The following is a 26218-nucleotide window of genomic DNA, read 5'->3' as shown; positions in this document are numbered from 1 at the left end:
CGCCGTTTTTTAACCACAGTTAATGGCTGCCCGGATTGGCACGTAGCCTGGCAACCTGCGTTTCGACATCGCGCCATGCCGGTTTGTCCCCGGCATAATGCTGCCGTAGATAATTCACCAGATCAGCCACTTGACGATCGGAAAAACTGTCTTTGAATCCAGGCATAAAGCCCAAATCAGCGGTAGCCGGTTTGGAAATTCCCTGCAAAATCACGTTAATCAGGTTATCCGGCCGCTCGCTGAATATATTGGTGTTGTTCGCTAAATCCGGGCTGACGCCAAACAGCTGCGGCCCGCCGCTGGCGGCGCTGTGACAGGCTTGGCAAGCGCCCTGAAACAGACGTTCTCCGCCCAATTGCCCTACGGCGGTCGAAAGAGTGGTAGCCGGTTTGGCCTGCGGTTCCAGGTTCAATCCGGTCGGGTTGCTCAATGAAATCAGGTAATTGGCCATCGCTCGAACGTCGGTTTCCGGCAGTGTGGCCAGTTCGGCGACCACCGGCCCCATCGGGCCGGCCGCGACGCCATGCTCGGCAGAATGACCGCTACGCAAATACTGGAATAGCTGCTCTTCGGTCCAGGATTTGTCCGCATTGGCCAATTGGTTTAATGCCGGCGCTTCCCAGCCATCCACCATCGCCCCCGCCAAAAAGTTGCTGCCGCCCTTTTCAGCGCCCATTAGATTGCGCGGGGAATGGCAGGCGGCACAATGGCCCAACCCGTTAACCAGGTAAGCGCCACGGTTCCACTGCGCGCTTTGCGTCGGATTTGACTGAAACTCGCCCTGGCGGAGAAACAGCGCATTCCAGCCGGCCATTAACGAGCGCACATTGAACGGGAAACGCATCTGATTAGCCGGGGTACTTTGCACCACCGCCGGTTGCGACATCATATAGGCATACAGCGCTTGCATGTCACCCTCGGTCATCTTACTGAACGCCGTATAGGGAAATGCCGGATACAAATGCCTGCCATCGCGGCTGATGCCCTGACGCATCGCCCGGTCGAATGCGGTAAACGACCAGTTGCCGATACCGGTTTCCACATCTGGGGTGATATTGGTGCTGTACAGGGTTCCAAACGGAGTTTCCATCGCCCGCCCCCCGGCATTGGTTAGCCCTTCCGAGGCGGTATGGCATACCGCGCAATCCCCGGCAGCGGCCAACTGACGCCCCCTTTCCAGGGTCGCGGCAGACCAGGTACCTGAGCCAGGGGTAGCCACCGGCGCAATTTCGGCACGCCATGGCAGTGCCGTCGTCGCAACACCCAGCGCGGCCCCTAAAATCCCGGCCACGCCACCAAACCACCATTTACTGCGTTTGGTTTTGACTGGCTGCGTTGACGGCTGCCGCTGACTATCCGGACCGTTCAACGCCTCGCGCAGTCGATCAGAGGTGATCGGCAACTCGCGAAACCGAATACCGGTGGCGTCAAATACCGCATTGGCGATGGCTGCCGCGCTGGGCACCGAGGCAGACTCACCGGCCCCCAATGGCGGATCGTAAGGGCGTGGCATCATCACGACATCCACCTCCGGCACCTCCGGGAAAGTCAGGATCGGGTAAGCCCCCCATTCTTTGCTGGAGATCGTGGATTCTTCGAAGGTCACTCGCTCTTTTAGCACCCGGCTGGTCGACTGGATCACGTTGCCGTGGATCTGGTGACGTACGCCGTCCGGATTGACCATCATGCCGGCGTCGTGCCCGACCACAATCCGCGTGACCGCCACTTCGCCACTGACTTTGTCGATGGCAACGTCGGCGACCCAGGCGGCCCACGCGGCACCGAAACCGGGAAACTTACTGTGAATATAACGCGCATAGGCAAAGCCTCGTCCACGCAGTACGCCGTCTTCCGCCGGGGTTTGCATAGGTTCGGTATGCGGCGTCCAGCCGGCACGTTCGGCGGTACTGCGCATCAGTTCGGTGGCACGCTGATCCTTGATGTAACGCAGCCGATATTCAAGCGGATCGACGCCGGCGGCGATAGCCAGTTCGTCAATATAGGACTCGTGCGCGAAGGTATTCGGCAGTGCCGATACGCCCCGCATCCAGGACGCGCGGACAATCGGTGCCATATCCTCAATGCTGACGCGCAACGCCGGATATTCATAGGGCGGTACCGAAGTGCGATCCCCCATCTCATAAGCCACCGGCACCGGCTCCACCCTTCCGGTCAGCAACAGCGCCAGGGTGGGCGCACCGTTGGAAGGATAATAGGTGCGAAAATCATAGGCGACCGGATCACCGGCGGCGTCCAACCCACCGTCAACCTCCATCAGTTGCGCAGTGCCCTTCGGTTCCCACAGATGTTCCTGCTCACGGGTTAGCTGCACCCGTACCGGACGGCCTACCGCTCGCGACAGCAGCGCCGCATCCGCACAGACATCATCGGCGCAGTTACGACCATAACAGCCGGCGGCCTCCATGCGGATGATATCAATCTGATTTTCCGGGTACTCCAGCAGCCAGGCGAGATCGGCGCGCAACAAGTGCGGGTTCTGGCTACCCGACCACACCCGCAGTTGCTGTGGTTGGTAATCTGCCAATGCGCAGGACGGGCCAATCGACGCATGCAGTTGATATGGCCAAAGATAACTGCGGGTAAAGCGTCGGTCGGCAGCAGCCAACGCTGTATCCACGTTGCCGGTATCATGCACCACCCGCGTCGAATGGGGATTATCGCGCAGCGCCTGAGCCACATCGGTCATCTGCGGCAGGTTACGCCGCCAGTCTTTCCAGCTCACCTGCAGCGCCTGTGCCGCCTTGATCGCCTGCTCCTCGCGCTCGGCAACAATGCCGATAAAGTCTTCTATCACCACCAGCTTGACGATGCCGGGAATATGGGCAATCGATCGTTCGTCCACCGCCAGCAGGCTGGTGCCGACAAACTCACCGCTGTCGTAGCCCGCATAGGGCGGTCGCACCACCCGCCCGTGTAACATGTTCGGCAGCCGCATATCATGCACATAGGTGGATTCGCCTGTGGCCTTGGCCGGGATATCGACACGTGCGGTGCTGGTACCCACCAAACGGTACTCGGCCTGCGGCTTAAGCGGTGCATCACCGCTTATCGTTAATGCAATATGTACACCAGCCACCAGTTCGCCATAGCTCAGCCTTTGCCCGTCAGGGCTAACAACGATGCCGTCGTCCAGCGTCAGTTGCTCTACTCTGAAGTCAAAACGTTGTGCCGCCTGCTGCAGCAACCAGCGGCGCGCTTCGGCGGCGGCATTACGCAGGGGCACCGCCGAAATCTGCAGGGTAGCACTGGCGATAGTCGCCCCCTGATTCGGCGTGCTTTCAGTGTCGCCCAGCACCATGCGCACCTGATCCATGCGCAGGTAAAGCTCTTCGGCGACAATCTGACCTAATGCGGTGCGCACGCCAGTGCCCAGATCGACATGGCCGTTGAAGGCATAAACCTCACCGCTGTCGCAAATGGCAATAAACAACCCTTGTTCTTTGGGTTTCAGGCTCGGCGTCTGACCTTTCGGTACCAGCCCTGGCGGCGGTTGGATCTGATCGACAATCAGCAATGTGCCCTGGCGCTGCAATAGCTCCGCCTGACTCGGCAATGAGGAATGGGTATCAGTCATGGGACGAGGTTTCCTCGTTGCGATACAGAGTGATAGCGCGCTGAACCGCACGCAGGATTTCGATATGGGTGCCGCAACGACACAGATTGCCGGACAGTGCCTGACGGATTTCTGTGTCGCTGGGCGAGGGATTTCGATCCAACAGGGCTTTGGTGGTCATGATCATGCCGTTCAGGCAATAACCGCACTGCGCCGCCTGTTCCTCAATAAAAGCGCGCTGCACCGGATGCAGATGTTGGCGATCGCCCAGCCCTTCCAGCGTGGTGACCTCACGGCCGGTCACACCCAGAGCCGGGATCACGCAGGAGCGTGCGGCAATGCCGTCAACCAATACGGTGCATGCGCCGCACTCTCCGAGGCCGCAGCCGTACTTTGGGCCATTGAGCGCCAAATCGTTGCGTAACACCAATAACAGAGGCGTATCCGCCATCACCCAGGTATGAATATTTTCGCCATTTACCGACAGCATCAATGGATGCTCCGTCAGCGTTTTTACCGCGCCTTCCCTGGGCGATTGCACTTCAGATATCGCCATTCTCGCGTCTCCGCCTGCGCTCTGGTGATACCCGTCATCTTTCACGCCGCTGCGTCGTTGCCGCACCTGCCCATCCCAGTTACTGACTTGAGAGTGGGCAAGCTGCCAGCCTGGCTGCAACTTGAAAGCTATAGGGTATGAATTGTGGGCCGTGACCTCGCCGCCACCGCACTCACCAGACAACAGCAGTTGCGCGGGGCGAATCAGCCGGGTGGCTGGTCTTCCAGCATTTTATTGAGCAGGAACATCAGTGCTATACGTTCGGCCGGATTGAGCGTGCCGAAGGTTAATTCTGTGATCTTCGCCGCATGCGGCACCGTCTCCCTCAACAGATCGGCACCGGTATCAGTCAGCCCGACCACCACTTTGCGTCGGTCGACAGGATCCGGCATAACGGTGATCAGTTCACGCGCTTTGAGGCGCTCGACAATGCCGCGAATGGTGGCCTGATCGACCGCCGTCACCTGCACCAGCTCAGTTAGCGAACTCGGGCCCATGTCACGCACCGCGCACAGGGTAATAAACTGCACCGCGGTCAGCTGCGAATCGCCAACGTTCTGCTGAAAGATAGCCACATGGCGCTGGTAAACCTTACGAAGCAGGTGCCCGACTTGTTCAGTAAAATGATAATTTTCGGTCTTGCCGTTTTCTGCAGCCGGGTATTCGGGGGGCGTCATTGCGTTACTCTCACCATCTATGGAAACCACCGAGAATAGTACAAACCCCCGCGTTTAGCAGCAAGCTTAGCCCTGGCTTACTCGGGACGCCGCAGGAGCCACCACTTCGCCATCCGCCACTACCGTCGTGCCGTCCAGGCTAATGTCGCAATGGCGCAGCGCGATATCCATGTGGCACGGCGTTTTACGCGTACCACCGACTTCGGTATTCGGCCCGGTGGAAAACAGGAAGTTGCCATAGAAGGCACGTGCATCCATACACATCCCGTCGTTTTTGTCGTGCAGCCCCATCGCCGTCCACTGTGCACGTGGCTGTAAGCCCCAGCCGATGTGCGAGATGCCGTACACTTCCGGGTCGTTGAAATATTTCATGTACTCCCGAAGATATTCCGCCTCAAACCCCCCGTGAATACGCGTCACAAAGCCCTTGTCTATCTCCAGCGTGATCCGTTCCCGCGCATAGCGCTTGAACGGCAGCAGGATATCGCCCACATCCAGCACCAGTACCCCTTCGGCCTGTTCCTCATTCGGCCAGGTGAACAGGAAGCCGCTTGGCCAGTGATCCCAACGTCCCGGTTCGTCAGCGTAACCGTATTCGGTTACCGTGGGGTATTGCCCCAGCGGGGCGCGAAAATCGCTGCCGGCGACAGATTTCACCTGCATTAATTTTGCCTGTTCCAGCACGGCAGCCGCCGCCAACACTCGCGCTTTGTCTTCCGCATTAGGCAACATCCGTGCCAATACCTCCGGCGGCTCGACCGCCAGCAAAATACGCGTGCCGGTCTTAAGGATTTGCTCCTGCTCCGGCGAGTGCAGCAACATCATGGTGTCGACCACCAGATCGGCGGCTTCCAACGCGCGCTGAGCCGCATGGTTGCCGGTCAATGCCGTATCACCGCAATAAGCAGTCATGTCGTTGCCCATGGCGCGCGGATGGTTAAACGAGGGCAACTCCACCGCATAAACCTTAGCGCCCAATCGCAGTGCAGCATCGGTAGCTGCGCGTACCGTGCGCGTATCGGAATAGTGACTTTTCAGGATCGCCACGCTTTGCGAAGCATCAACCTTCGACAGCGTAAGCACCTGCTCGAACAGCTGAACCAACTGACTATCATTGACCGCCATGCGGTATCTCCTGTTTTGCCTAAAGGGGTCGACGCACCCGGCGTCAACGAGGTTATTTTGTACAAATTACAGTGAATACACTCTTTTAATTATCTAAGACTAAAAACCCACCGGAAGCAAGAAGCCCGAGACACCTATAAGCAAATCCTATTTTAAGCCCTTACCATCCTGTGATTAACATAAGGTTAACAGAAACTGACAACCAATTAGCGTGAGCCAAGTCAAAATTAACACTTGTGCAACTTTGCGTTATTTAGCGTATACACTATAAATCGATTATCCGTTATCGCAGCGGATAGCAGGTAAAAAAACCAACAGTCAGGGGAAAAATGATGAGCAAACAACAACGCATTGCCGTAGTCGGCGCCGGTTTGGGTGGCGCCGCCGCCGCCGGTCTGCTGCAAAAAGCGGGCTTTACCGTCGACCTGTACGAACAGAGTCCGGTGTTTTCACGATTGGGTGCCGGTATCCATATGGGGCCAAACGTATTGAAGATTTTCCGCCGTCTCGGCATTGAACAACCCTTGGAGCAAATGGCGTCTCACCCGGACTTCTGGTTCAGCCGCGACGCCGAAACGGGTGATTATCTATCTCGCATCGAACTGGGGGCATTTGCCCGCAAAGAGTACGGTGCCGCTTACGTGACGGTACACCGCGGCGATCTGCAGGCCTTGCAGATGGCGGCACTGCAACCGGGCAGCGTGCATTTTGGCAAGCACCTGAGCAAGATTGAAGAGCGCGAAAACCATGTGGTGCTGAATTTTGCCGACGGTACTCAGGCCAGTGCAGACATCGTGATTGGCGCCGACGGCATCAATTCCCGCATTCGCGAACACCTGCTGGGCACTGAAGCCCCAACCTACAGTGGTTGGGTGGCGCACCGGGCGTTGATCCGCGGCGACAAACTGGCCAAATACAATCTGAGTTTTGAAGACTGCGTTAAATGGTGGTCGGCGGATCGTCACTTGATGGTCTATTACACCACCCAAAAGCGCGACGAATACTACTACGTCAGCGGCGTGCCGCACCCGGCATGGGATTTCCAGGGCAGCTTTATCGACAGCAGCCGCGAGGAAATGTACGAAACCTTCGCCGGTTATCACCCGATTGTGCAGGCATTGATCGAGTCCAGCGAACAGGTCACCAAATGGCCGTTGCTGAACCGTAAACCGCTGCCGTTGTGGAGCGAAGGCCGCATGGTACTGCTTGGCGATGCCTGCCACCCGATGAAGCCGCACATGGCTCAGGGCGCAGCCATGGCGATCGAAGACGCCGCCATGCTGGCGCGTTGTCTGCAGGAAACCGGCCTGACCGACTACCGCACCGCTTTCCAACTGTATGAAGCCAACCGCAAAGAGCGGGCTTCTCGCGTGCAGGCGGTATCCAATGCCAATACCTTCCTGCGCACGCAGGAAGATCCCGCCTGGGTTTACGGCTATGACCTGTACGCGCAAAAGCTGAAATCGGAGAACGCCGCATGAGCCACTTTCTGTATGGCGCCAACGTGCAGGCCAACGGCATTCGCCAGCACTATCTGCGCTACGGCGGGCAAGGCCCGGTGGTGATCCTGATCCCCGGCATCACCAGCCCGGCGATCACCTGGGGCTTCGTGGCCGAACGACTGGCTGAAAAGTACGACACCTATGTGCTGGACGTACGTGGGCGCGGACTATCCGCCAGCGGACCGGACCTGGCTTATGACGCCGAAACCTGTGCCCAGGACATAACCTCTTTCGCTTGCGCTTTGCAATTGGAAAACTACGCCCTGCTCGGTCATTCAATGGGGGCGCGCTTTGCCTTACGCGCTGCCGCGCTCCATCCGGCAGGGGTACGACGGCTGGTGCTGATCGACCCGCCAGTTTCCGGCCCCGGTCGGCGCGAATATCCGGGCAAGTGGCCCTGGTATGTCGATTCGATCCGTCAGTCACTGTTGGGTATGAACGCCGAACAGATGCGCACTTACTGCCCCAACTGGAGCGAATCGCAGCGCCAACTGCGTGCCGAATGGCTGCACACCTGCTATGAACCGGCCATCCAACGCGCCTATGAAGATTTCCATCAGGTCGATAGTCATCGCGATTATCCCGCGTTGAGCATGCCGACATTACTGATGGTCGCGGGCCTTGGCGGCGTGATCCAGCAGGAAGACGAGGCGGAGATCCGCGCATTGCAGCCAGAGATAACTCTCGCGCACGTTGAAAATGCCGGACATATGATCCCGTGGGACGACTTTGACGGTTTCTTCCGTGCTCTGGGCAATTTTCTGGATTAATTAAGGAGTGGTGTCATGACTAAAAATTACCGTATCGGCCAAATCGTCCCCAGCTCCAACACCACGATGGAAACCGAAATTCCGGCGATGCTGAACGCTCGCCAACTGATCCGCCCGGAGCGTTTCACCTTTCACTCCAGCCGCATGCGCATGAAACACGTCAGCAAGGCGGAGTTGGCGGCGATGGACGCCGAATCCGACCGTTGTGCTCTGGAACTTTCCGACGCACAAGTCGACGTGCTCGGTTATGCCTGCCTGGTGGCAATCATGTCGATGGGGCTGGGCTATCACCGTGAGTCACAGGCTCGACTGGCACAGGTGACGCAAGATAATAACGCCGGCGCTCCGGTCATCAGCAGCGCCGGAGCACTGGTCAACGGTCTGAAAGTGCTGGGGGCCAAACGCATTGCGTTAGTAGCCCCCTACATGAAACCCCTGACCCAAATGGTGGTGGACTATATCGAGCACGAGGGTATTGAGGTCAAGGTATGGCGGGCACTGGAGATTGCCGACAATCTGGCCGTGGGACGCCATGACCCGGCCAAACTGCCGGGCATTGTCGCCGAGATGGATCTGAGCGACGTTGACGCCATCGTGCTGTCCGCCTGCGTGCAAATGCCGTCCTTACCGGCGGTGGCTACCGTTGAAGCACAAACCGGCAAACCGGTATTGACCGCCGCCATCGCAACCACTTACGCCATGCTGACCGCACTGGAGCTGGAGCCGATCGTTCCCGGCGCAGGTGCCCTGCTGTCCGGCGCCTATTAAGGAGCAACTATGGCATCCGCAGCCGATAACTCACTCACCGATAATTACAGCGGCGTCTGGGGCAACCGCATCGGCTTCGGCCGACATCCGGCCCTGCTGATGATCGATTTTATGCAGGGCTACACAACCGAGGGTGCACCGCTGTTCGCTCCCGGCGTGGTCAGCGCGGTCGAAGAGAGCGTGGCGCTGTTGGCCACCGCTCGCCAAACGGGAATTCCGGTGATTCACACCAATATCCGCTATCATGCGGGGCATTTTGCCGATGGCGGCATTTGGGTGAAAAAAGCTCCGGTTATGAAGGACATGGTGGAAGGCAACCCGCTGGCGGCTTTTTGCACGCAGGTAACTCCTCTGGCCGCAGAAGTGGTATTAACCAAACAGTATGCCAGCGCTTTTTTCGGCACCTCTTTGGCCCCGATGTTGGTGGCGCTGGGCGTCGATACCCTGCTGTTGGCCGGTTGCTCCACTAGCGGCTGTATTCGTGCCAGCGCAGTGGACGCGGTACAGCACGGCTTCCGCACCATCGTCGTGCGGGAATGCGTAGGCGATCGTCACCCCGGGCCGCATGAGGCCAATCTGTTCGACATCGACAGTAAATACGGTGACGTCGTGACTAAAAAGGAGGCCCTCGACTATCTGAACCGGCTGTAACCCAGAGCTTCACCTGCACGGAGAGCTGAACAATAAAGAAGGCGCGGAAAGCGCCTCAAAAGCAAACACACAACGCTCCTCCTCCGGAGGCCACCATGCACCACCTGGAGACATCATCATGGCCATTGTTGAAACCCCGTTAACCGGGAAAGCGGGAGCAGAATCGCTTCTGTACCGCAAAATCACCTGGAAGCTGATCCCGTTCCTCTGTTTGTGCTATCTGGCCGCCTATCTCGACCGCATCAACGTCGGTTTGGCCAAGTTGCAGATGGCCGACCAATTGCAACTGAGCGAGGCCGCCTTCGGGCTGGGCGCAGGGCTGTTCTTTGTCGGCTATATCCTGTTTGAAGTACCGAGTAACCTGATCCTGCAGCGCGTCGGCGCCAAGGTGTGGATTGCCCGCATCATGATCACCTGGGGCCTGCTTTCCGCCTGTACGATGTTTGTCACCACCCCCAACCAGTTTTACATCATCCGTTTTTTACTTGGCGTAGCGGAAGCCGGCTTCCTGCCAGGAGTGCTGTATTATCTGACGCTGTGGTTCCCGACTTACCGTCGCGGCCGCATCATTGCGCTGTTCATGATCGGCCTGCCCCTGTCTAGCGTGCTCGGCGGCCCGCTGTCTGGCTGGATCATTGGGCATTTTGATATGCGCCACGGGCTGCACGGGTGGCAATGGCTGTTTCTGCTGGAAGGCATTCCCAGCGTATTGTTGGGCGTACTCACGTTCTGGGTGCTGCCGAACAACTATCGACAGGCCAAATGGCTGTCCGAGGACGAAAAACAACGCATTGCAGAAGATCTGGCCCAGGACGACGCCGAAGCCAGCCACAGCAAGCACAGTTTTCGCGACGGTTTCTTTAACCTCAAAGTGTGGATGTTGGGTGGCATTGACTTCTCGATCCTGCTTAGCGCCTATGCCATGGGCTTTTGGATGCCAACCTTTATCAAGACTGCCGGTGTGACCAACATCACTACCATCGGCCTGCTGACTGCATTACCGAGCGTAGCTGCCCTGCTGGGCATGTTGCTGATCGGTACCAGTTCCGACCGCATGCGTGAGCGTCGCTGGCATATCATCGTGCCCTTTATTGTCGGCGCGATGGCGATGGCCGGCAGCACGTTCTTCACCCATAACGTGATCGCCACGGTGTTGCTGTTCTCTGTTGCGCAGGCCGCAATCATCGGTGCGGTACCGGTGTTTTTCAGCCTGCCGGCCACCTTTCTGCGCGGCACAGCAGCGGCAACCGGCTTCGCGCTGGCCTGTTCGCTGGCAAACATTGCCGGGTTAGTGAGTAACTCACTGATGGGGCTGGCATTGGACCTGACCGGTAAAAGCGGCGGCGCTCTGTGGGCATTCGCCGGGTGTCTGCTGATCAGTTCATTGCTGGTAGTTGCATTGCCTGCCAAGGTGGTTAACCGCTGAGGACGTTGGGCCCCGCTCGCGGGGCCTGACTTATTGGCAACCACAGGATCGGTCTGCCATCTTTGTGCTTGATTGCTCACGGGCCAAAATATCCGGCGCATGATAAATCCTCGTTTCGGCTATGTCCCGACGAAAAAAAAGGACGCAAGAAACTTGCGCCCTTCTGGGAGTTTTGGGTTATGCCGCGAACTGTTATTCGTCTTTAAGACCGCGGTTGATCAACATCGGCTCGATGCTCGGTTCTTTACCGCGCCACTCGACGTACAACTTCTCCAGATCCTGGCTGTTGCCGCGTGACAGCACCATATCGCGGAAACGCTGGCCGTTCTCCGCCGTCAGCCCACCGTGCTCGCTGAACCACTGGAAGGCGTCATCCGCCAGCATTTCAGTCCACAGATAGGCGTAATAACCGGCGGCATAGCCGTTACCCCAGATGTGTTTGAAGTAGCTTGAGCGATAGCGTGGCGGCACGTAGCTGAGATCGATCTTGTCTTTCATCAGCGATTCGGCTTCGAATTTATCCACGTCCTGCTGCGGCTGATCGGCGCTCAGCATGTGCCAGTGCATATCCAACAGTGCCGCAGACAGCAGCTCGGTCATGTCGTAGCCCTTGTTGAACTTGTCGGCTTTTTTGATTTTATCGACCAGTTCCTGCGGCATGGCTTCACCGGTTTTGTAGTGTTTGGCGTAATGCGCAAAGACTTTAGGATCGCTGGCCCAGTGCTCGTTGAACTGTGAGGGGAATTCGACAAAATCACGTGCGGTATTGGTACCTGAGAGGCTTGGGTACTCCTGATCGGCGAACATACCGTGCAACGCATGACCAAACTCGTGGAACATGGTGATCACGTCATCGTACGACAGCAGCGCAGGCTGGCCCGGTGCCGGTTTGGTAAAGTTGGCAACGTTGTAAATCACCGGTTTGGTGCCTTTCAACTTCGACTGTTCGACGAAGTTGCTCATCCAGGCGCCGCCGCCTTTGTTGTCGCGTTTAAAGAAGTCGGTATAGAACAGCGCCATCGATTTGCCGTCTTTATCGAACACCTCATACACGCGCACGTCCGGCTGGTAAACCGGGATATCCTTACGTTCTTTGAAGCTGATGCCGTACAGCAGGTTGGCGGCATAGAACACGCCGTTGTTCAGCACGTTATCCAATTCGAAGTAAGGTTTGATCTGCGATTCATCCAGATCGTACTTCGCCTTGCGCACCTGTTCGGCATAGAACTGCCAATCCCAGGCGGCAACCTTGAAATCGCCTTTCTGCTGGTCGATCACAGCCTGAATGTCTTTGGCTTCACGTTCGGCACGCGCAGTGGCTGCCGGGACGATATTACGCATAAAGCTCAGCGCCGCATCCGGCGTTTTGGCCATCTGGTTTTGCAGCTTCCAGGCCGCATAGTTCGGGAAGCCCAAGAGTTTGGCCTGTTCGGCACGGACTTTGGCCAGGCGGGCAATCGTCTGGCGAGTGTCGTTGCCGTCACCCTTTTCTGCCCGGTTCCACGAAGCGTCAAACAGCGCCTTGCGGGTGTCTCGATTTTTCAGGCTTTGCAAATCCGGCTGCTGGGTGGTGTTTTGCAATACCAGTAACCACTGCTTGTCCAGCTTACGTTCACCGGCGGCCTGAGCGGCAGCGGCCAGTTCGCTCTCAGACAATCCGTCCAACTTACCCTTGTCGGCGATAGCCAGCGCACCATCTTTGGTCGCCGCCAGCAGCTTGTTGGAGAACTGGGTACTCAGCGTCGCCGCTTCCTGGTTCAGCGCCTTCAGCTTGGTTTTATCGGCGTCGGAGAGATTGGCCCCCGCCAGCTCGAAGTTTTTGTAAGTCACTTCCACCAGGCGGCGAGATTCGGCATCCAGCTTCAGCGCATCACGCTGCTGATAAATCGCCTTGATACGCGCGAACAGCTTGCTGTTGAGCATGATGGCATCGTCCAGCGCCGCCAGCTTCGGTGAGCTTTCTTCATCCAACTTTTGCAGCGCGTCGCTGGTGTTGGCCGAGGTCATGGCACTAAACACGCTCATCACGCGTGACAGCAACGCCCCAGACTGTTCCAGCGCCACGAAGGTATTTTTAAAATCAGGCTTGGCCGGGTTGTTGGCAATCTTCTCCACTTCCTCCAGCTTTTGCTTGATACCGGCATCAATTGCCGGGGCGTAGTCGCTCTCTTTAATCAAATTGAACGGCGGCGCCTGGAACGGCAGGCGACTTTGGTAGAAGAACGGGTTCTGGTTCTTTTTATTGTTGTGCTGGTTGGCTTCACCGGTCACGTTAGCCTCCTTCGCCTGACCACTCGGCAACGCGGTGTGGTCAGCGTGCGGGTTAGTTTCTGCTGCCTGTGCCTGCGAGCTCAGCGCCATGCCGATCGCCAACACCAATGTAGATAAACGCATCAAATCGAAACTCCTCCATGTTCACAGAATAAATTGCGCGGGAACCCCAGTTCCCAGGCCACATCCTAGCTTAGGCGCAGTTGGCAGTTTGAGCAAAAACAAGTGATTAGAATGTTGAGTTTGCCTAAGCATCAGGCTTTTGGCCTTCGGTTTAATGAAAACCTTTTCAGCGTAAACCTTGCCCATAGCAGGCAATAACCTCCCCGGCCACCGCCACCGCGATCTCCGCCGGCAGTTTGCCCTTCACGTCCGGCAGGCCCAGGGGGCAGCGCATGGCGGCGATCGCCGCTTCGCTGATGCCGCGTTGGCCGAGCTTGTATTCGAAGCGTTTGCGTTTGGTCAGCGATCCGATCAGGCCGAAGTACCCTGCGTCGCCGCGACGTAAAATTCGCTCCGCCAGTGCCAGGTCCAGCGCGTGATCGTGGGTCATCACGATAAAATAACTGCCCGGCGGCATGGCGTCGACGATCTCCAGTGGCTCATCGCTGATTTCTTGCTGCACCCCGGCGGGAATAACCCGCGGGAATTCCTCCGCGCGGCCGTCCACCCAGCGCACCCGGCACGGCAGCGTGGCGAGGATATTCACCAGCGCGCGCCCGACGTGGCCGGCACCAAACAGAGCGATCTGCGGGCGCGGCGATATCATCGGCTCAAACAGCACGCTGGTGGTACCACCGCAGCACTGGCCCAGTCGCGCCGCCAGCGGGAAACGTTCCAGCCGTAACTGGGGCGCAGCCTGTTGCAGCATTTCGCGGGCAATCGCCAATGCCTGAAACTCCAGATGGCCGCCGCCGATGGTATTCACCGCACGTTCGGCGGTTACCAGCATTTTACTACCGCGATTGCGTGGCGTAGAGCCTCGTTCATCGACCAGCGTCACCAATACGCAAGGTTCACCGCGTCGCCGCAGATCGGCCAGCGCCTCAATCCATTCGTCCATCGCCGTTCTCCCGCGTCAATTCAGTGACAATGTCACTTGCCAGCATCTGTTGCACGCCCCACAGCACCCGTTCCGGCGTGGCCGGTGCGTCAATGTTGGGTTGCAGGCGGTAATCCGCCAGGCTGGCGACCGCATCCTTGATTGCGCACCATACCGAAATGCCCAGCATAAACGGCGGCTCGCCCACCGCTTTGGAATGAAATACCGTATCCTCGGGGTTTTTGCGGTTTTCCAGCAGCCTGACGCGCAAATCGGCAGGCACATCGCCGATAGCCGGGATTTTGTAGCTGGCAGGCCCGTTCGTCAGCAACTTCCCTTGTTCGTCCCACACCAGCTCTTCGCTGGTCAGCCAGCCCATGCCCTGCACAAAGCCCCCCTCGACCTGACCGACGTCGATTGCCGGGTTCAGCGAGTCGCCCACGTCGTGCAGGATGTCGGCGCGCAGCAGTTTGTACTCGCCGGTCAGGGTGTCGATCACCACCTCCGCGCAGGCCGCGCCGTAGGCAAAGTAATAGAACGGGTGACCGCGGGCCTGGTCGCGATCGTAGAAAATTTTCGGCGTGCGGTAATAGCCGGTGCTGGCGAGCGAAACCTGATTGAAATACGCCTGCTCAACCACCTGCTCGAAGCTGAAATAACGCTCGGCCACTTTAACCTGGCCGTTATTGAAAATAATCTGCTCCGCACTGACCTGATACTGTTTGCTCAGCATCTCGATCAGCCGCTGTTTAATGATCAGCGCGGCATTCTCCGCCGCCTTGCCGTTGAGATCCGTGCCGGATGACGCCGCCGTCGGCGAGGTATTCGGCACCTTGCCGGTATCGGTAGCGGTAATTTGAATACGTTCGATGTCCACCTGGAACACTTCGGCGACAATCTGCGCCACCTTGGTGTTTAGCCCCTGGCCCATTTCGGTGCCGCCGTGGTTAAGTTGAATGCTGCCGTCGGTGTACACCAGCACCAACGCACCTGCCTGGTTAAGGAAGCCGGCGGTGAAGGAAATACCAAACTTCACCGGCGTCAGCGCCAGCCCTTTTTTCAGGATTGGATTTTGCGCGTTGAACTGCAGGATCGCCTGACGGCGGGCCTGATAATCGGCACTTTGCTCCAGCTCTGCGGTGATTTCCTGCAGCAGGTTCTGCTCCACCGGCTGGTGATAATGCGTAACGTTGCGTTGATCCTTGCCGTAATAATTGTTTTTTCGCACCGCCAACGGATCGAGCGCCAGATAGCGTGCAATATGATCCATGACCTGCTCAATCGCCATCATGCCCTGCGGCCCGCCAAAGCCCCGGTAAGCAGTATTGGAAGCGGTATGCGTCTTACAGCGGTGGCCGGTAATCAGCACATCTTCCAGAAAATAGGCATTATCAGCGTGGAACATGGCGCGATCGACGATAGAACCCGAAAGGTCGAGCGAATAACCACAGTTGCCTGCCAGGCTGATTTTCACCCCGTGCAGCAGCCCGCTGTCGTCGAAACCTACGTCATATTGAATATAAAACGGGTGGCGCTTGCCGGTGATCAACATGTCATCGCGGCGGTTAAGGCGCATTTTGACCGGTCGCCCGGTGAGATGCGCCATCACGGCGCACAAACACGCAGGACCGGCAGCCTGCGTTTCCTTACCGCCAAAACCACCGCCCATGCGCCGCGTATCGATTGTCACTCTGTGCATTGGCAGGTTGAGCACCGAGGCCACCAGCTTTTGGATCTCGGTCGGGTTCTGAGTCGAGGAATACACCAGCATGCCGCCGTCCTCGGCCGGCATCACCGACGCAATCTGGGTTTCCAGATAAAAGTGTTCCTGACCGCCGACATGCAGCTCCCCCTGAATGCGGTGTTTCGCCTGCGCCAACGCGCGGTCGGCGTCACCCCGTTGATGACGATGCGCCTCCTGCACCAGGAAACCTTCCCGTAAAGATTGAGTGACGTCCAACCGTGCCGGTAAATCCTGATAGGTCACTTTAATCGCCTGAGCGGCACGCCAGGCAATTTCCGGATCTTCCGCCGCCACAACCGCAATGACCTGTCCGACGTATTCCACCTTATCTTTCGCCAGCAGCGGATCGCCGTGCGTTAAAGGGGCGATATCCAGTTCGCCCGGCACGTCCTGCCAGGTGATCACCCTTACCACGCCGGGAAAGTCGTAACATGCCGACAGGTCCAGCTTTTCGATCTGCGCATGTGCCCGTTCGCTCAGCCTGGCCGCCAGATGCAATTGGTTCGGAAACTCAAGCCTGTCGTCGATGTATTGCGCTTCACCGCTGACGTGCTTGTCGGCACTCTCGTGCTTGCGGCTGCGGCCTACGCCGCTGGTTAACGACTGGCGGAAACGTTCTGCCAGCTGTTCCTGGGTGTGTTCGGTCCCTTTGCGATTACTCATGAGCGGTCACCTCTATTGCCAGCTGCGGCGCTGTCAGCGCAATGAAGTAGCGGCGCAGCAGGTTTTGCGCCACCAGCAAACGGTAAGCGCTGCTGGCGCGGAAATCGCTCAGCGGCGTAAAGTCCTGCGCCAACGCCTGTGCCGCTTGCTCAAGGGTTTCTCGCCGCCAGGGCTGCCCAACAAGTTGCTGCTCACAGAGTTCGGCGCGTTTCGGGGTCGCCGCCATGCCACCGAACGCCACGCGGGCGCTGTGGATAACGCCTTGATCAAAGGTCAAATTAAAAGCGCCGCACACGGCCGAAATGTCGTCTTCCAGGCGTTTGGAGACTTTCCAGGCACGAAAGTCCGCCGGTGCGCTGGCAGGCAGTACGATACTTTCAATAAATTCCCCCGGCTGCAGTGCGGTTTGGCGGTAGCCAAGGAAGAAGTCGTTCAACGGCAGTTCACGCTGGGTAGCACCACAGCGCAGGATCAGCAGCGCGTCCAGCGCCAGCAATAAGGGCGCACCGTCGCCAATCGGTGAAGCATTGGCAATATTGCCCCCCAACGTGCCCTGATTGCGGATCTGCTGGGAAGCAAAACGCGCCAGCAGTTCACCAAAGGCCGGATGATAGTTGGCCAACATCGGATACAAATCGCTCAACGCGGCGCCGGCGCCAATCACCAGACGATCGCCCTGCCAGCTTACCTGCCTGAGCGCCTCGATTTGGCCAATAGCGATGATCAGCGGGATATCCTGATGCCGCTGGGTGATTTCCAGCGCCAGATCGGTCCCGCCAGCCAGCAGTTTGGCCTGCGGGTGCTGTTGATAGAGCTGCGCCAGCTCATCGAGGCTCTGCGGCAGCAAACAGCGCTTGCCCTCAGCCTCCAGCGGCGTTGCGGCACGCATGGCCTGCAGCCGTTGCAGCGTTTGTGGCTGGTGGTGGTCGAAGCTGTCTGGCTTAGGGTTATCGCACGCCTGCTGCGCCGCCGCCAAAATCGGGCGATAGCCGGTACAGCGGCACAGGTTGCCGGCCAGTGCCTGCTGCGCCTGTTCGCGTTGATAGGACGCTGTGTTTTTTTGCAGGCAGAACAGCGACATCACGAAACCCGGTGTACAAAAACCGCACTGTGAACCGTGACAGTCGACCATAGCCTGCTGCACGCCGTGCAATTCCCCCTGCTGTTTCAGATCCTCTACGGTGATCAACTGTTTGCCGTGCAACGCGCTGACGAAGGTCAGACAGGCATTAACGCTGCGATAGCGCAGCCGATCGCCTTCCGGCTCGGCCAACACCACGGTACAAGCGCCGCAATCGCCGGAGGCACAGCCCTCTTTGGTGCCGCAGCGGCCAAGGTCACGCCGCAGGTAGTTCAGCACCGTGGTGTTGGGATCGAGTGCGGTTTCTGTTTTCAGGGTTTGATTAAGCAGAAACTGGATCATGCCGCCTCCTGGCACTTGGCCGCTCGGTACACCACTTTGCCGTCGACGTAAGTACGATAAACATTGCGATCGTCACCCAGGGTCATCAACACAAACAGTTGCTCCGCCAGTTCGCGGCTGTTTTCATGTCGCAACTTTTGCAGCGGTGACACGGCCGGATCCAGCACCACAAAATCCGCCTCTTTGCCCACGTCGAAGTTGCCGATTTTGTCGTCGAGCGACAGGGCTCGAGCTCCGCCCAGCGTCGCGTGGTAGAAGGCTTCACAGGCGGAAAGCTGATAGCGCTGCAGCTGAGCGACCTTGTAAGCCTCACCCAGCGTTTCCAGCATGTTAAAGGTGGTCCCGGCCCCGACGTCGGTGCCGATACCCAGCCTGACCTGCTTCTGCCAGGCCTTTTGCAGGTTGAACAAACCGCTGCCCAGAAACAGATTGGAGGTTGGGCAAAAGGCGACCGCCGAACGGGTTTGGCACAGGCAATCCCACTCTTGTTCTTCCAGATGCAAACAGTGGGCGAACACGCTTTTCTCTCCGGTCAGCCCGTACTGGTGGTACACGTCCAAATAGCTGCGGCTGTCGGGGAACAACTCTTTTACCCAGGCCACTTCATCAAGATTTTCGCTCAGATGGGTGTGCAGGTAGGCATCCGGAAATTCCTGGCGCAGGCGCTGCACCTGCTCAAGCAGCGCCGGGGTGCTGGTGGGCGCAAAGCGTGGCGTAATGGCGTAACTCAGCCGCTGTTTGCCGTGCCAGCGCTCAATCAGCGCTCGCGTTTGGCGGTAGCTCTGTTCCGGGCTTTCCAGCAAGGCTTCCGGCGCATGGCGATCCATCATCACCTTACCGGCAATCAAGCGCATGTTCAGCGCCGCCGCCTGGCGGAACAGCGCTTCAACCGACTGAGGATGCACGGTGCCAAATACCAGCGCCGTAGTGGTGCCGTTGCTTAACAGCTGCTGCAGAAAGAATGCCGACATTTTGTCTGAGTGCCGTTCGCAGCAAAATTGGCTTTCTGTCGGGAAGGTATAGTTTTTCAGCCAGGTCAGCAGTTGCTCGCCATAGGCGCCGATCATTTCGGTTTGCGGGTAGTGAATATGGGTGTCGATAAAACCCGGCACGATCAGTTTGTCCGGATAATGAGCGACCTCAAACCCCGGCGGCAACAGCGATTCGCCCTGCTGCCAGCTGCCGAACCAGGCAATCGCGCCTTCATGGAGCAGCATTAACCCGTCAGGAATATGTCGCAGCTGCTGACCTAATTGCTGCGGATGATCCACGCAGGCCGCGATGTCGAAAAAATTGCCACGGATCGCCGTGGTGAATGGCATGTTCATTTTGCTTTCCTTCTCTACCGACCAGCGCACAGCACCCGGCTGAGTCAATTCAGCCTGGAAAGCGATGGCGGTCTTTTTATCGATCGCAGATGTTGATTTAAGAATAGCAAGCCGCGTGCCAGTCGGTTTTTTATTGACTATTTATGTTTAAAAACAGAAGGATAAAATTCACCGAACAATATTCCGAGCCAACGACAAATAAGCAGAATATAAGCAAACGGTTGCCCTTAAATAGCAACCGTTTGCTTATATTGGATTAATGATTAGCCTGCACCATTATTGGGCAAGAATATAAATCGGAGGATGGGTTTTATGACTTCAATAACACTTCATAACGGGGATTGAATTCATCGAACAGCGGCAGTGCCGCCGCCCCCAATGCGGCGGTATCCGCACCGGTGGTGCCCAGCCGCACCCGCAGGCCGTCGAGGTATTTGCTGCGCACCGAGCGATGCAGCGGCGCCAACCGTTTAATCAGTTGCGCCACGAGGCTTTCCGGCATCAGGCCGCCGATAATCACGGCTTCAGCGTCAAACATGCATTCGACGATGTTGATCGCCTGACGTAACGCAGGCACCGCCGAATCCAGCCAGGTGTCAATCTGCGACTGCGGCAATGCCAGCAAGTCTTGTGGTCTGGCGCTCATCGGATCCAGCCCGCAGCTCTCGTAGGCCGCCTGCAGCGAGACATAACGTTCCAGGCAGCCCTGGTTGCCGCAGTAGCAGGCGCGCCCGCCCGGTTGCACAATCATGTGGCCGACTTCACCAGCATTGTGCGCATGGCCGGTATAAATTCGGCCATCGGTGAAAATCCCCGCGCCAAGCCCGGTACCGAGATACAGATAAATAAACGAATTCAGCTGTCTGGCTACGCCGTGCAAACGCTCGCCGATGGCGGCGACGGTGGCATCGTTCTCCAGCGTCACCGGCAGGCCGCTTTGCGCGTTAAGTTCAGCCACCACATCGATATTTTCCCAACCGTTGAGCGTGGTCGGCCCCACCGACGAAATCCCTTCCACGCCAAACGGCCCCGGCATTACCACGCCGATCCCCAGCATTTTCCCCCAGGCCAGATCCGGCTGCTGGCGCATTTCTTGCAGTACATCACAAATCAGTTTCAAGGTCGCAGCAGGTTGCGGCTTTTGCACCATAATCAGCCGGTGGAAACGTACGCTGCCTGACAGATCAACCACGATCATCAGCAGGGACTGGTGATCCAGATGGATGCCGATGGAATACGCACTGTCTGGGTTAAGGGTCAACGGCGTGGCTGGCTGACCTCGCCCGCCGGCACGACGCGGCAGGTGCGAGGAGAGAATGCCTGCCTGTTCCAGCTCGGTTGCGATGTTTGAAACGGTTTGCGGCGTCAGTGAGGTCAGCCGGGCAATTTCGGCACGGGTCAGTTCTCCGTGCAGACGGATAGCCTCTATCACTACGCGCCGGTTGTGTGCGCGAGCATGTTCAAGGTTAGTGCCGGAAGTCGTCATAACTGCCTATGCAGAAAGGGAAATCGTCTTTGCAGTATGGTGCCCTCCAATAAAGCAATCAAATTGATTTAAAAATCTTTTTAACACCGGAGAACGCACAATGAAAAGCCATACCCTTGCCGCTACGGCAGTCTGTACTTTGTCTGCCCTGGCGCTCAGTCTCTCATCCGCCTATGCCGCCCCCACGCAAATTAGCGCGTTGTTTATGACCCAGGCGGCCTACAGTGAAAACGATATCCGCGCCATGACCGCGGACTTCAGCAAACAACACCCGGATATCACCGTTAATCTGGAGTTTGTCCCTTACGAGGCGCTGCACGATAAAATCGTCGCGGCACGTGGTGCCGGCAGCAATGGCTACGACGTGGTGCTGTTCGACGCCATCTGGCCGGCGGAGTTCACCAAGTTCGGCCTGCTGCAAGACGTCACCGCGCGCATCAGCGCCGACGACAGCGCCAAAATCTTTGCCGGCGCCATGACCACCGTCACCTACAAAGACAAGCGCTGGGGCATGCCGTGGATCCTCGACACCAAATACCTGTATTACAACAAGGCCATGCTGGCCAAGGCCGGGATTGCCGCCCCGCCGAAAACCTGGCAGGAGCTGGAACAGCAGGCGGAAATTCTGAAGCAGAAAAACGTGGTCAAGTACCCGCTGGTGTGGAGCTGGTCACAGGCCGAAGCGCTGGTTTGCGACTACACCACGCTGGTGTCGGCCTTCAAGGGCCAGTTCATCCAGCAGGGCAAAATCACCTTCTCCAGCCCGGGTTCGCTGCAGGCCGCCAGCTACATGAAAGCGTCACTGGATAAAGGACTCACCAACCCGAATTCTCGCGAGTATCTTGAGGAGGACGTGCGCAAGGCCTTCTCCAACGGGGATGCAGCCTTCGCACTGAACTGGACCTATATGTACAACATGGCCAACGATCCGAAGCAAAGCAAGGTGGCCGGCGACGTCGGTATCGTGCCTGCACCGGGCTCCGAGGCCGGTCAGGTTTCTGCGGTGAATGGCTCCATGGGTCTCGGCATTGCCAAGGCCAGCGTCCACCCCGATCAGGCCTGGCAGTACATCAGTTACATGACCTCGCAGCCGGTGCAGGACAAGTACGCCAAGCTTAGTCTGCCGATCTGGAAATCCTCCTATGAGGATCCCGCGGTGCAGAAAGGTCAGGAACCGCTGATCGCCGCCGCCAAACAGTCGTTGAACGTGATGCTTTCGCGCCCCGAAACCGCGGATTACTCACGGCTGTCCAACGGATTGCAGCAGGACCTGCAGCAAATCCTGCAGGGTAAAGTCACGCCGCAGGCCGGGCTGGATGCCGCGACCCAAAGCGCAGCACGGTTGCGTTAAGCGATGACGATGCTCACTTTGCCCCAACGTGAGCGTCGTCAGGCATGGGTGCTGCTGGCACCCATGCTGCTGATGATGCTGCTGCTTACCGCCTGGCCGCTGGGGCGTACCCTGTGGCTGAGTTTTACCGATGCGGCGCTGGTCGGCGACGGCGTTGCGCCGGCCTGGGTCGGTGCGGATAACTTTCTTTATGCCCTGACCGACCCGGACTTTCAGGCGGCTCTAGGGCGTACGCTGTATTTCACCCTAGTTTCGGTGGCGTTTGAAGGGGTGATTGGCGTGCTGGTGGCGCTGTTGCTCAATCAAAAATTCCACGGTCGCAATCTGCTGCGGGTGTTGGTGATTTTGCCCTGGGCGCTACCGACCATCGTCAATGCCACGATGTGGCGACTGAATTTCAACCCGGATTACGGCAGCATCAACGCGCTGCTGACTCAACTTGGCGTGATCGACCACTATCGCAGTTGGCTGGGAGACCCGGCTTCGGCACTCAACGCGGTAATGCTGGCGGACATTTGGAAGAACTATCCGCTGATCACCCTGCTGACGCTGGCGGCATTGCAAACCATCCCGGACGATTTGTACGAGGCGGCTCGACTGGACGGCGCCTCTGCCTGGCGACGATTCCGCGCCATTACCCTGCCCGCCATTCTGGCGCCGCTGGCCGTGGCGTTGGTGCTGCGTACCATCGACGCGTTCAAAGTGTTCGACATCATTTACGTGATGACGCGCGGCGGGCCAATGGACAGCACCAAAACCCTGAGTTTCTTTGTCTATCAGGAATCGTTCAGCTATCTGCGCGCCGGCAGCGGTGCCGCCTACGCCGTGCTGATGACCTTGCTGTGCGGCGTGCTGATTGCGCTGTACATGCTGATGCTGTTCCGCCAGCGCAGAAGGAGCCTCGCCGATGAAGCCTAAGCTCCGCCTGCTCTTGCGCTACGGCGCCGCGCTGCTGCTGGCAGTGTCGATCCTCGCACCGATGCTATGGCTGTTTCTGATGAGCGTCAGCTCTTCGGCCGATCTGACCCGCGTGCCGCTGGAATGGCTGCCGCGTCACTGGGATTTTTCGCGTTACGTCAGCCTGCTGTCGTTGCAACCCGGCCAACCCGGTGCGTTGTTTCTGCATGCGTTGTTCAACAGCCTGCTGGTTGCCTGCGGCGCGACGCTGATTTCGTTATTGCTGGCCATTCCTGCGGCGTTCAGCTTTTCCCGCTACCCCGGCCGCGACGGCTGGCTGTTTGCCAGCCTGGCGATCTACATGGTGCCGCCGGTGGCTTTCGTGCTGCCGCTGTACTTTATCCTGCAACAGTTGGCGCTGTTGAACACCCATATCGGTCTGGTGCTGGTCTACTGCTCGCTGATCCTGCCGTTTCTCACCTGGATGCTGAAAAACCAGTTTGATGCCCTGCCGATCGACATCGAGCAGGCCGCCCGGCTGGACGGGTTACGCCAGTGGCAAGTGCTGTTGCGCATTACCCTGCCGCTGGCCAAACCGGCATTGGGTGCCTCGGCGCTGTTCGGCTGGTTGCTGGCCTGGGACGAATTTTTCTACGCGCTGCTGTTTACCAGCAATATTCAGGCGCAGACCTTGCCGGTGACCATAGCCGGTTTCACCGCCGGGCGCGCCACCGATGACGGGCTGATCGCCGCCGTCGGCATTCTGGCTGCCATTCCACCGCTGTTCATTGCCCTCTGGCTGCAAAAAACCCTGGTTAGCGGCTTAACCAGCGGCGGCAGCAAGGGCTAATTTATTCAGGGAGAAAATAGACATGATGAAGACCAACACCAAACCCACGCTGTACGTGGTGGGCAATATCAACGTCGATGTGATCATGAGCACCTTGCAGCAATGGCCGCAGAAAGGAACTGAAGCGATGCTCGATCATAGTGAGCTGCGCCCCGGCGGCTCAGCAGGCAACTGCGCACTGGCGCTGGCAGCGCTGGAAACCCCTTACCGGCTGGTGGCCAATCAGGGCAATGACTATTTCAGCCCCTGGCTGGCGCAGCTGTTTCCGGACAGTTCGCCGTATTGGCCGATCTACAGCTGCGAAACTTCGCTGACTTTCGGCGTCACCCACCCCGACAATGAACGCACGTTTTTTAGCAATCAGGGGCATATTACCCGCCTCAGCCAGGACGATGTGCTGCATCAGATCCCGGTGTTGGCCGGCAGCGGCGACACCGTTTTGTTGTGCGGCACCTTCCTGTGCACCACCTTGTTGGCGGACTACCCGGCGTTGCTGAAGACCCTGCGCCAGCGCGGCTATCGCATTGCGGTTGATACCGGTTGGCCCCCACAGGGCTGGAGCGAATCGTTACGCACGCAAATCGCCGACTGGTTGCCATTCTGTGATGTTTTGCTGCTCAATGAAGTGGAAACCTGTGGCATGGCGGGCAGTGAGGATCTGTACACCGCCGCTCGTACCCTGAATCGTCAACAGCCTGCCGACGCCGCCTGCGTGGTGAAATGTGGTCCGGACGGTGCGCGCATGTGGTGCGGCGAACGCTTATTGCAGGCGGCGGCACATCCGATCAAGGTGGTCGACACCATTGGTGCCGGCGACAGTTTCAATGCCGGTTTCCTGACCGCCTGCCTGCATGGCCACTCGTCAGCAGTGGCGCTGCGCTGGGGTATTCGTGCTGCCAGCCACGCTATCAGCAGCTCGCCGCGCCAATACCTGGACTGGAATACTCTGAAAACCTGCGCCGGAGAAATGGTCTGATGGCAAGTGTAGAACTGGTTAAAGTGGCCAAATACTACGGCAAACAACGGGTATTGAACCCCCTGGATCTGGTGATCCCCGACGGCAGTTTTACCGTGCTGGTCGGCCCGTCAGGCTGCGGCAAGTCCACGCTGCTGCGCCTGTTGGCCGGGCTGGACAGCCTGACGGAAGGCACGATCCTGCTGGATAAAAAGAAGATCAACGATCTGGATCCTGCCGACCGCGACATCGCCATGGTGTTCCAGAGCTATGCGCTCTATCCGCACCTGACGGTGGCGGAAAACATGGCTTTTCACATGCAGGTGATGAAGGTAACCAAGGCTGAGCAGCAGGCCAAGGTTCAGCAAGCAGCGCGCATTTTGGCGATCGATCATCTTTTGCAGCGCTATCCAAAAGAACTCTCCGGCGGCCAACGGCAGCGGGTAGCGATGGGCCGCGCCATGGTGCGTAATCCCAAGGTATTTTTATTCGACGAACCGCTGTCCAATCTCGATGCCCAACTGCGCATGGAGCTGCGTGCCGAGATCAAGGCCCTGCATCAGCAGTTCAAAACCACCACGGTGTATGTCACCCACGATCAGATTGAAGCCATGACGCTGGCGGACCAAATCGTGGTGATGAAAGACGGCAATATCGTGCAGCAAGGCAAACCGTTGGAGATCTACGACGCTCCCGCCGATACCTTTGTGGCGCGCTTTATCGGCTCACCGCCAATGAACCTGTTGGACGGCGTCGTCACGCCGCGCGACGACCGGCCTGGCGTCGCCTGTGGCGAACTCTGGCTGCCATTGCCCGCGAAATGGCGGCATGTTGCGGCAGGCAGCAAGGTGATCCTCGGGCTGCGTCCCCATGACTTCCACCTGGTCGACACCAGCGAGCAACCTGCCGCCCAACTGCGACTGATGGAGATCACCGGCGATGTCAGCCTGCTGCATATCAACTGGGGCGGTTATCGCCTGCACGTACAGTTCAACGGACGAATTAACGCACAAAGCGACCAGCCGCTGTGGTTAGCGCCCAACCGTGACGCGATCCACCTGTTCGATGCCGCAACGGGACTGCGCTTGAGTGAAAGTTGAAAGTTCGCGTGGCCAGGGATGGCGTCAAACTTGAAACGATAACCATTCTCAATTATCAT

20 protein-coding genes are annotated in these 26218 nt (G+C 58.1%); 10 read left to right on the top strand and 10 right to left on the bottom strand.

Annotated features, from left to right (window positions below):
• Nucleotides 1–19 precede the first annotated feature (19 nt).
• From AC1RKG_RS01625 to AC1RKG_RS01610, 4 genes are all read right to left on the bottom strand, one after another.
• The gene (locus AC1RKG_RS01625; RefSeq protein ID WP_493181800.1) at nt 20–3595 is read right to left on the bottom strand and encodes a molybdopterin cofactor-binding domain-containing protein; all 3576 of its coding nucleotides are present in this window, start codon (nt 3593–3595) and stop codon (nt 20–22) included.
• A complete protein-coding gene (locus tag AC1RKG_RS01620) occupies nt 3588–4130 on the bottom strand; it encodes a (2Fe-2S)-binding protein (protein ID WP_020826788.1) in 543 nt (180 codons plus the stop codon). The genes AC1RKG_RS01625 and AC1RKG_RS01620 overlap by 8 nt, the downstream gene beginning before the upstream one ends.
• A gap of 203 nt (nt 4131–4333) precedes the next feature.
• Entirely contained in the window at nt 4334–4807 is a 474-nt protein-coding gene (locus AC1RKG_RS01615; RefSeq protein WP_046373624.1) for a MarR family winged helix-turn-helix transcriptional regulator, read from the bottom strand.
• 66 nt (nt 4808–4873) lie between these two features.
• A complete protein-coding gene (locus AC1RKG_RS01610; protein WP_493181799.1) occupies nt 4874–5932 on the bottom strand; it encodes a 2,5-dihydroxypyridine 5,6-dioxygenase in 1059 nt (352 codons plus the stop codon).
• Between the two features lie 329 nt (nt 5933–6261).
• On the opposite strand from AC1RKG_RS01610, the gene AC1RKG_RS01605 reads away from it, so the two are divergent.
• The 5 genes from AC1RKG_RS01605 (at nt 6262) to AC1RKG_RS01585 (ending at nt 11049) form a co-directional block, all read left to right on the top strand.
• Nucleotides 6262–7413, top strand: a complete 1152-nt coding sequence (locus tag AC1RKG_RS01605) for an FAD-dependent monooxygenase (protein ID WP_493181797.1) — start codon at nt 6262–6264, stop codon at nt 7411–7413.
• A complete protein-coding gene (locus tag AC1RKG_RS01600; RefSeq protein WP_116690531.1) occupies nt 7410–8204 on the top strand; it encodes an alpha/beta fold hydrolase in 795 nt (264 codons plus the stop codon). The genes AC1RKG_RS01605 and AC1RKG_RS01600 overlap by 4 nt, the downstream gene beginning before the upstream one ends.
• Before the next feature lie 15 nt (nt 8205–8219).
• Nucleotides 8220–8972 (top strand): maleate cis-trans isomerase family protein, encoded by a 753-nt coding sequence (locus AC1RKG_RS01595; RefSeq protein ID WP_020826783.1) that lies wholly within the window; start codon nt 8220–8222, stop codon nt 8970–8972.
• A 9-nt stretch (nt 8973–8981) separates the two neighbouring features.
• Nucleotides 8982–9623, top strand: coding sequence for an N-carbamoylsarcosine amidohydrolase (locus AC1RKG_RS01590; protein ID WP_142815248.1), 642 nt, complete (start codon nt 8982–8984; stop codon nt 9621–9623).
• Between the two features lie 118 nt (nt 9624–9741).
• Nucleotides 9742–11049 (top strand): MFS transporter, encoded by a 1308-nt coding sequence (locus AC1RKG_RS01585; RefSeq protein ID WP_493181794.1) that lies wholly within the window; start codon nt 9742–9744, stop codon nt 11047–11049.
• Between the two features lie 192 nt (nt 11050–11241).
• On the opposite strand, the gene dcp is transcribed toward AC1RKG_RS01585, so the two are convergent.
• The 6 genes from dcp to AC1RKG_RS01555 all read right to left on the bottom strand — a co-directional run bounded on the left by dcp (nt 11242) and on the right by AC1RKG_RS01555 (nt 21006).
• On the bottom strand, nt 11242–13443 hold the full coding sequence (dcp, locus tag AC1RKG_RS01580) for a peptidyl-dipeptidase Dcp (protein WP_493181792.1): 2202 nt from the start codon (nt 13441–13443) through the stop codon (nt 11242–11244).
• A 166-nt stretch (nt 13444–13609) separates the two neighbouring features.
• A complete protein-coding gene (gene xdhC / locus AC1RKG_RS01575; RefSeq protein ID WP_493181791.1) occupies nt 13610–14383 on the bottom strand; it encodes a xanthine dehydrogenase accessory protein XdhC in 774 nt (257 codons plus the stop codon).
• The gene (gene xdhB / locus AC1RKG_RS01570) at nt 14367–16769 is read right to left on the bottom strand and encodes a xanthine dehydrogenase molybdopterin binding subunit (protein WP_493181789.1); all 2403 of its coding nucleotides are present in this window, start codon (nt 16767–16769) and stop codon (nt 14367–14369) included. Before xdhB ends, xdhC begins: the two co-directional genes overlap by 17 nt.
• Nucleotides 16762–18192, bottom strand: coding sequence for a xanthine dehydrogenase small subunit (gene xdhA / locus AC1RKG_RS01565; RefSeq protein WP_493181787.1), 1431 nt, complete (start codon nt 18190–18192; stop codon nt 16762–16764). The genes xdhB and xdhA overlap by 8 nt, the downstream gene beginning before the upstream one ends.
• On the bottom strand, nt 18189–19520 hold the full coding sequence (gene guaD / locus AC1RKG_RS01560; protein ID WP_493181785.1) for a guanine deaminase: 1332 nt from the start codon (nt 19518–19520) through the stop codon (nt 18189–18191). Before guaD ends, xdhA begins: the two co-directional genes overlap by 4 nt.
• A gap of 310 nt (nt 19521–19830) precedes the next feature.
• The gene (locus AC1RKG_RS01555; protein ID WP_261135312.1) at nt 19831–21006 is read right to left on the bottom strand and encodes an ROK family transcriptional regulator; all 1176 of its coding nucleotides are present in this window, start codon (nt 21004–21006) and stop codon (nt 19831–19833) included.
• A gap of 100 nt (nt 21007–21106) precedes the next feature.
• Here AC1RKG_RS01555 and AC1RKG_RS01550 point away from each other — a divergent pair, with 100 nt between their 5' ends.
• Genes AC1RKG_RS01550 through AC1RKG_RS01530 form a run of 5 tightly spaced genes read left to right on the top strand, consistent with a single transcriptional unit; the run spans nt 21107 to nt 26159 of the window.
• Complete coding sequence (locus tag AC1RKG_RS01550; RefSeq protein ID WP_493181783.1) at nt 21107–22357, top strand: extracellular solute-binding protein; 1251 nt, start codon at nt 21107–21109, stop codon at nt 22355–22357.
• 9 nt (nt 22358–22366) lie between these two features.
• Nucleotides 22367–23275 (top strand): carbohydrate ABC transporter permease, encoded by a 909-nt coding sequence (locus AC1RKG_RS01545; protein ID WP_020826773.1) that lies wholly within the window; start codon nt 22367–22369, stop codon nt 23273–23275.
• Nucleotides 23265–24104, top strand: coding sequence for a carbohydrate ABC transporter permease (locus AC1RKG_RS01540; protein ID WP_046373635.1), 840 nt, complete (start codon nt 23265–23267; stop codon nt 24102–24104). Before AC1RKG_RS01545 ends, AC1RKG_RS01540 begins: the two co-directional genes overlap by 11 nt.
• A gap of 22 nt (nt 24105–24126) precedes the next feature.
• The gene (locus AC1RKG_RS01535) at nt 24127–25080 is read left to right on the top strand and encodes a carbohydrate kinase family protein (protein ID WP_082144825.1); all 954 of its coding nucleotides are present in this window, start codon (nt 24127–24129) and stop codon (nt 25078–25080) included.
• Nucleotides 25080–26159, top strand: coding sequence for an ABC transporter ATP-binding protein (locus AC1RKG_RS01530; RefSeq protein WP_493181780.1), 1080 nt, complete (start codon nt 25080–25082; stop codon nt 26157–26159). The genes AC1RKG_RS01535 and AC1RKG_RS01530 overlap by 1 nt, the downstream gene beginning before the upstream one ends.
• Nucleotides 26160–26218: the final 59 nt, after the last annotated feature.

This window comes from Serratia sp. GW822-FHT06D09 (assembly GCF_058799515.1).
Note: the sequence above shows the minus strand (reverse complement) of the source record. Positions and strands in the feature narration are given on the sequence as shown.

What these genes read in the sequence shown, in the direction of transcription:
- xdhB (WP_493181789.1), bottom strand. Translation starts at nt 16,769, where the DNA reads ATGAGTAATCGCAAAGGGACCGAACACACCCAGGAACAGCTGGCAGAA.
- xdhC (WP_493181791.1), bottom strand. Translation starts at nt 14,383, where the DNA reads ATGGACGAATGGATTGAGGCGCTGGCCGATCTGCGGCGACGCGGTGAA.
- AC1RKG_RS01550 (WP_493181783.1), top strand. Translation starts at nt 21,107, where the DNA reads ATGAAAAGCCATACCCTTGCCGCTACGGCAGTCTGTACTTTGTCTGCC.
- AC1RKG_RS01535 (WP_082144825.1), top strand. Translation starts at nt 24,127, where the DNA reads ATGATGAAGACCAACACCAAACCCACGCTGTACGTGGTGGGCAATATC.
- AC1RKG_RS01595 (WP_020826783.1), top strand. Translation starts at nt 8,220, where the DNA reads ATGACTAAAAATTACCGTATCGGCCAAATCGTCCCCAGCTCCAACACC.
- AC1RKG_RS01610 (WP_493181799.1), bottom strand. Translation starts at nt 5,932, where the DNA reads ATGGCGGTCAATGATAGTCAGTTGGTTCAGCTGTTCGAGCAGGTGCTT.
- AC1RKG_RS01555 (WP_261135312.1), bottom strand. Translation starts at nt 21,006, where the DNA reads ATGACGACTTCCGGCACTAACCTTGAACATGCTCGCGCACACAACCGG.
- guaD (WP_493181785.1), bottom strand. Translation starts at nt 19,520, where the DNA reads ATGAACATGCCATTCACCACGGCGATCCGTGGCAATTTTTTCGACATC.
- AC1RKG_RS01540 (WP_046373635.1), top strand. Translation starts at nt 23,265, where the DNA reads ATGAAGCCTAAGCTCCGCCTGCTCTTGCGCTACGGCGCCGCGCTGCTG.
- xdhA (WP_493181787.1), bottom strand. Translation starts at nt 18,192, where the DNA reads ATGATCCAGTTTCTGCTTAATCAAACCCTGAAAACAGAAACCGCACTC.
- AC1RKG_RS01590 (WP_142815248.1), top strand. Translation starts at nt 8,982, where the DNA reads ATGGCATCCGCAGCCGATAACTCACTCACCGATAATTACAGCGGCGTC.
- dcp (WP_493181792.1), bottom strand. Translation starts at nt 13,443, where the DNA reads ATGCGTTTATCTACATTGGTGTTGGCGATCGGCATGGCGCTGAGCTCG.
- AC1RKG_RS01545 (WP_020826773.1), top strand. Translation starts at nt 22,367, where the DNA reads ATGCTCACTTTGCCCCAACGTGAGCGTCGTCAGGCATGGGTGCTGCTG.
- AC1RKG_RS01625 (WP_493181800.1), bottom strand. Translation starts at nt 3,595, where the DNA reads ATGACTGATACCCATTCCTCATTGCCGAGTCAGGCGGAGCTATTGCAG.
- AC1RKG_RS01615 (WP_046373624.1), bottom strand. Translation starts at nt 4,807, where the DNA reads ATGACGCCCCCCGAATACCCGGCTGCAGAAAACGGCAAGACCGAAAAT.
- AC1RKG_RS01530 (WP_493181780.1), top strand. Translation starts at nt 25,080, where the DNA reads ATGGCAAGTGTAGAACTGGTTAAAGTGGCCAAATACTACGGCAAACAA.
- AC1RKG_RS01600 (WP_116690531.1), top strand. Translation starts at nt 7,410, where the DNA reads ATGAGCCACTTTCTGTATGGCGCCAACGTGCAGGCCAACGGCATTCGC.
- AC1RKG_RS01620 (WP_020826788.1), bottom strand. Translation starts at nt 4,130, where the DNA reads ATGGCGATATCTGAAGTGCAATCGCCCAGGGAAGGCGCGGTAAAAACG.
- AC1RKG_RS01585 (WP_493181794.1), top strand. Translation starts at nt 9,742, where the DNA reads ATGGCCATTGTTGAAACCCCGTTAACCGGGAAAGCGGGAGCAGAATCG.
- AC1RKG_RS01605 (WP_493181797.1), top strand. Translation starts at nt 6,262, where the DNA reads ATGATGAGCAAACAACAACGCATTGCCGTAGTCGGCGCCGGTTTGGGT.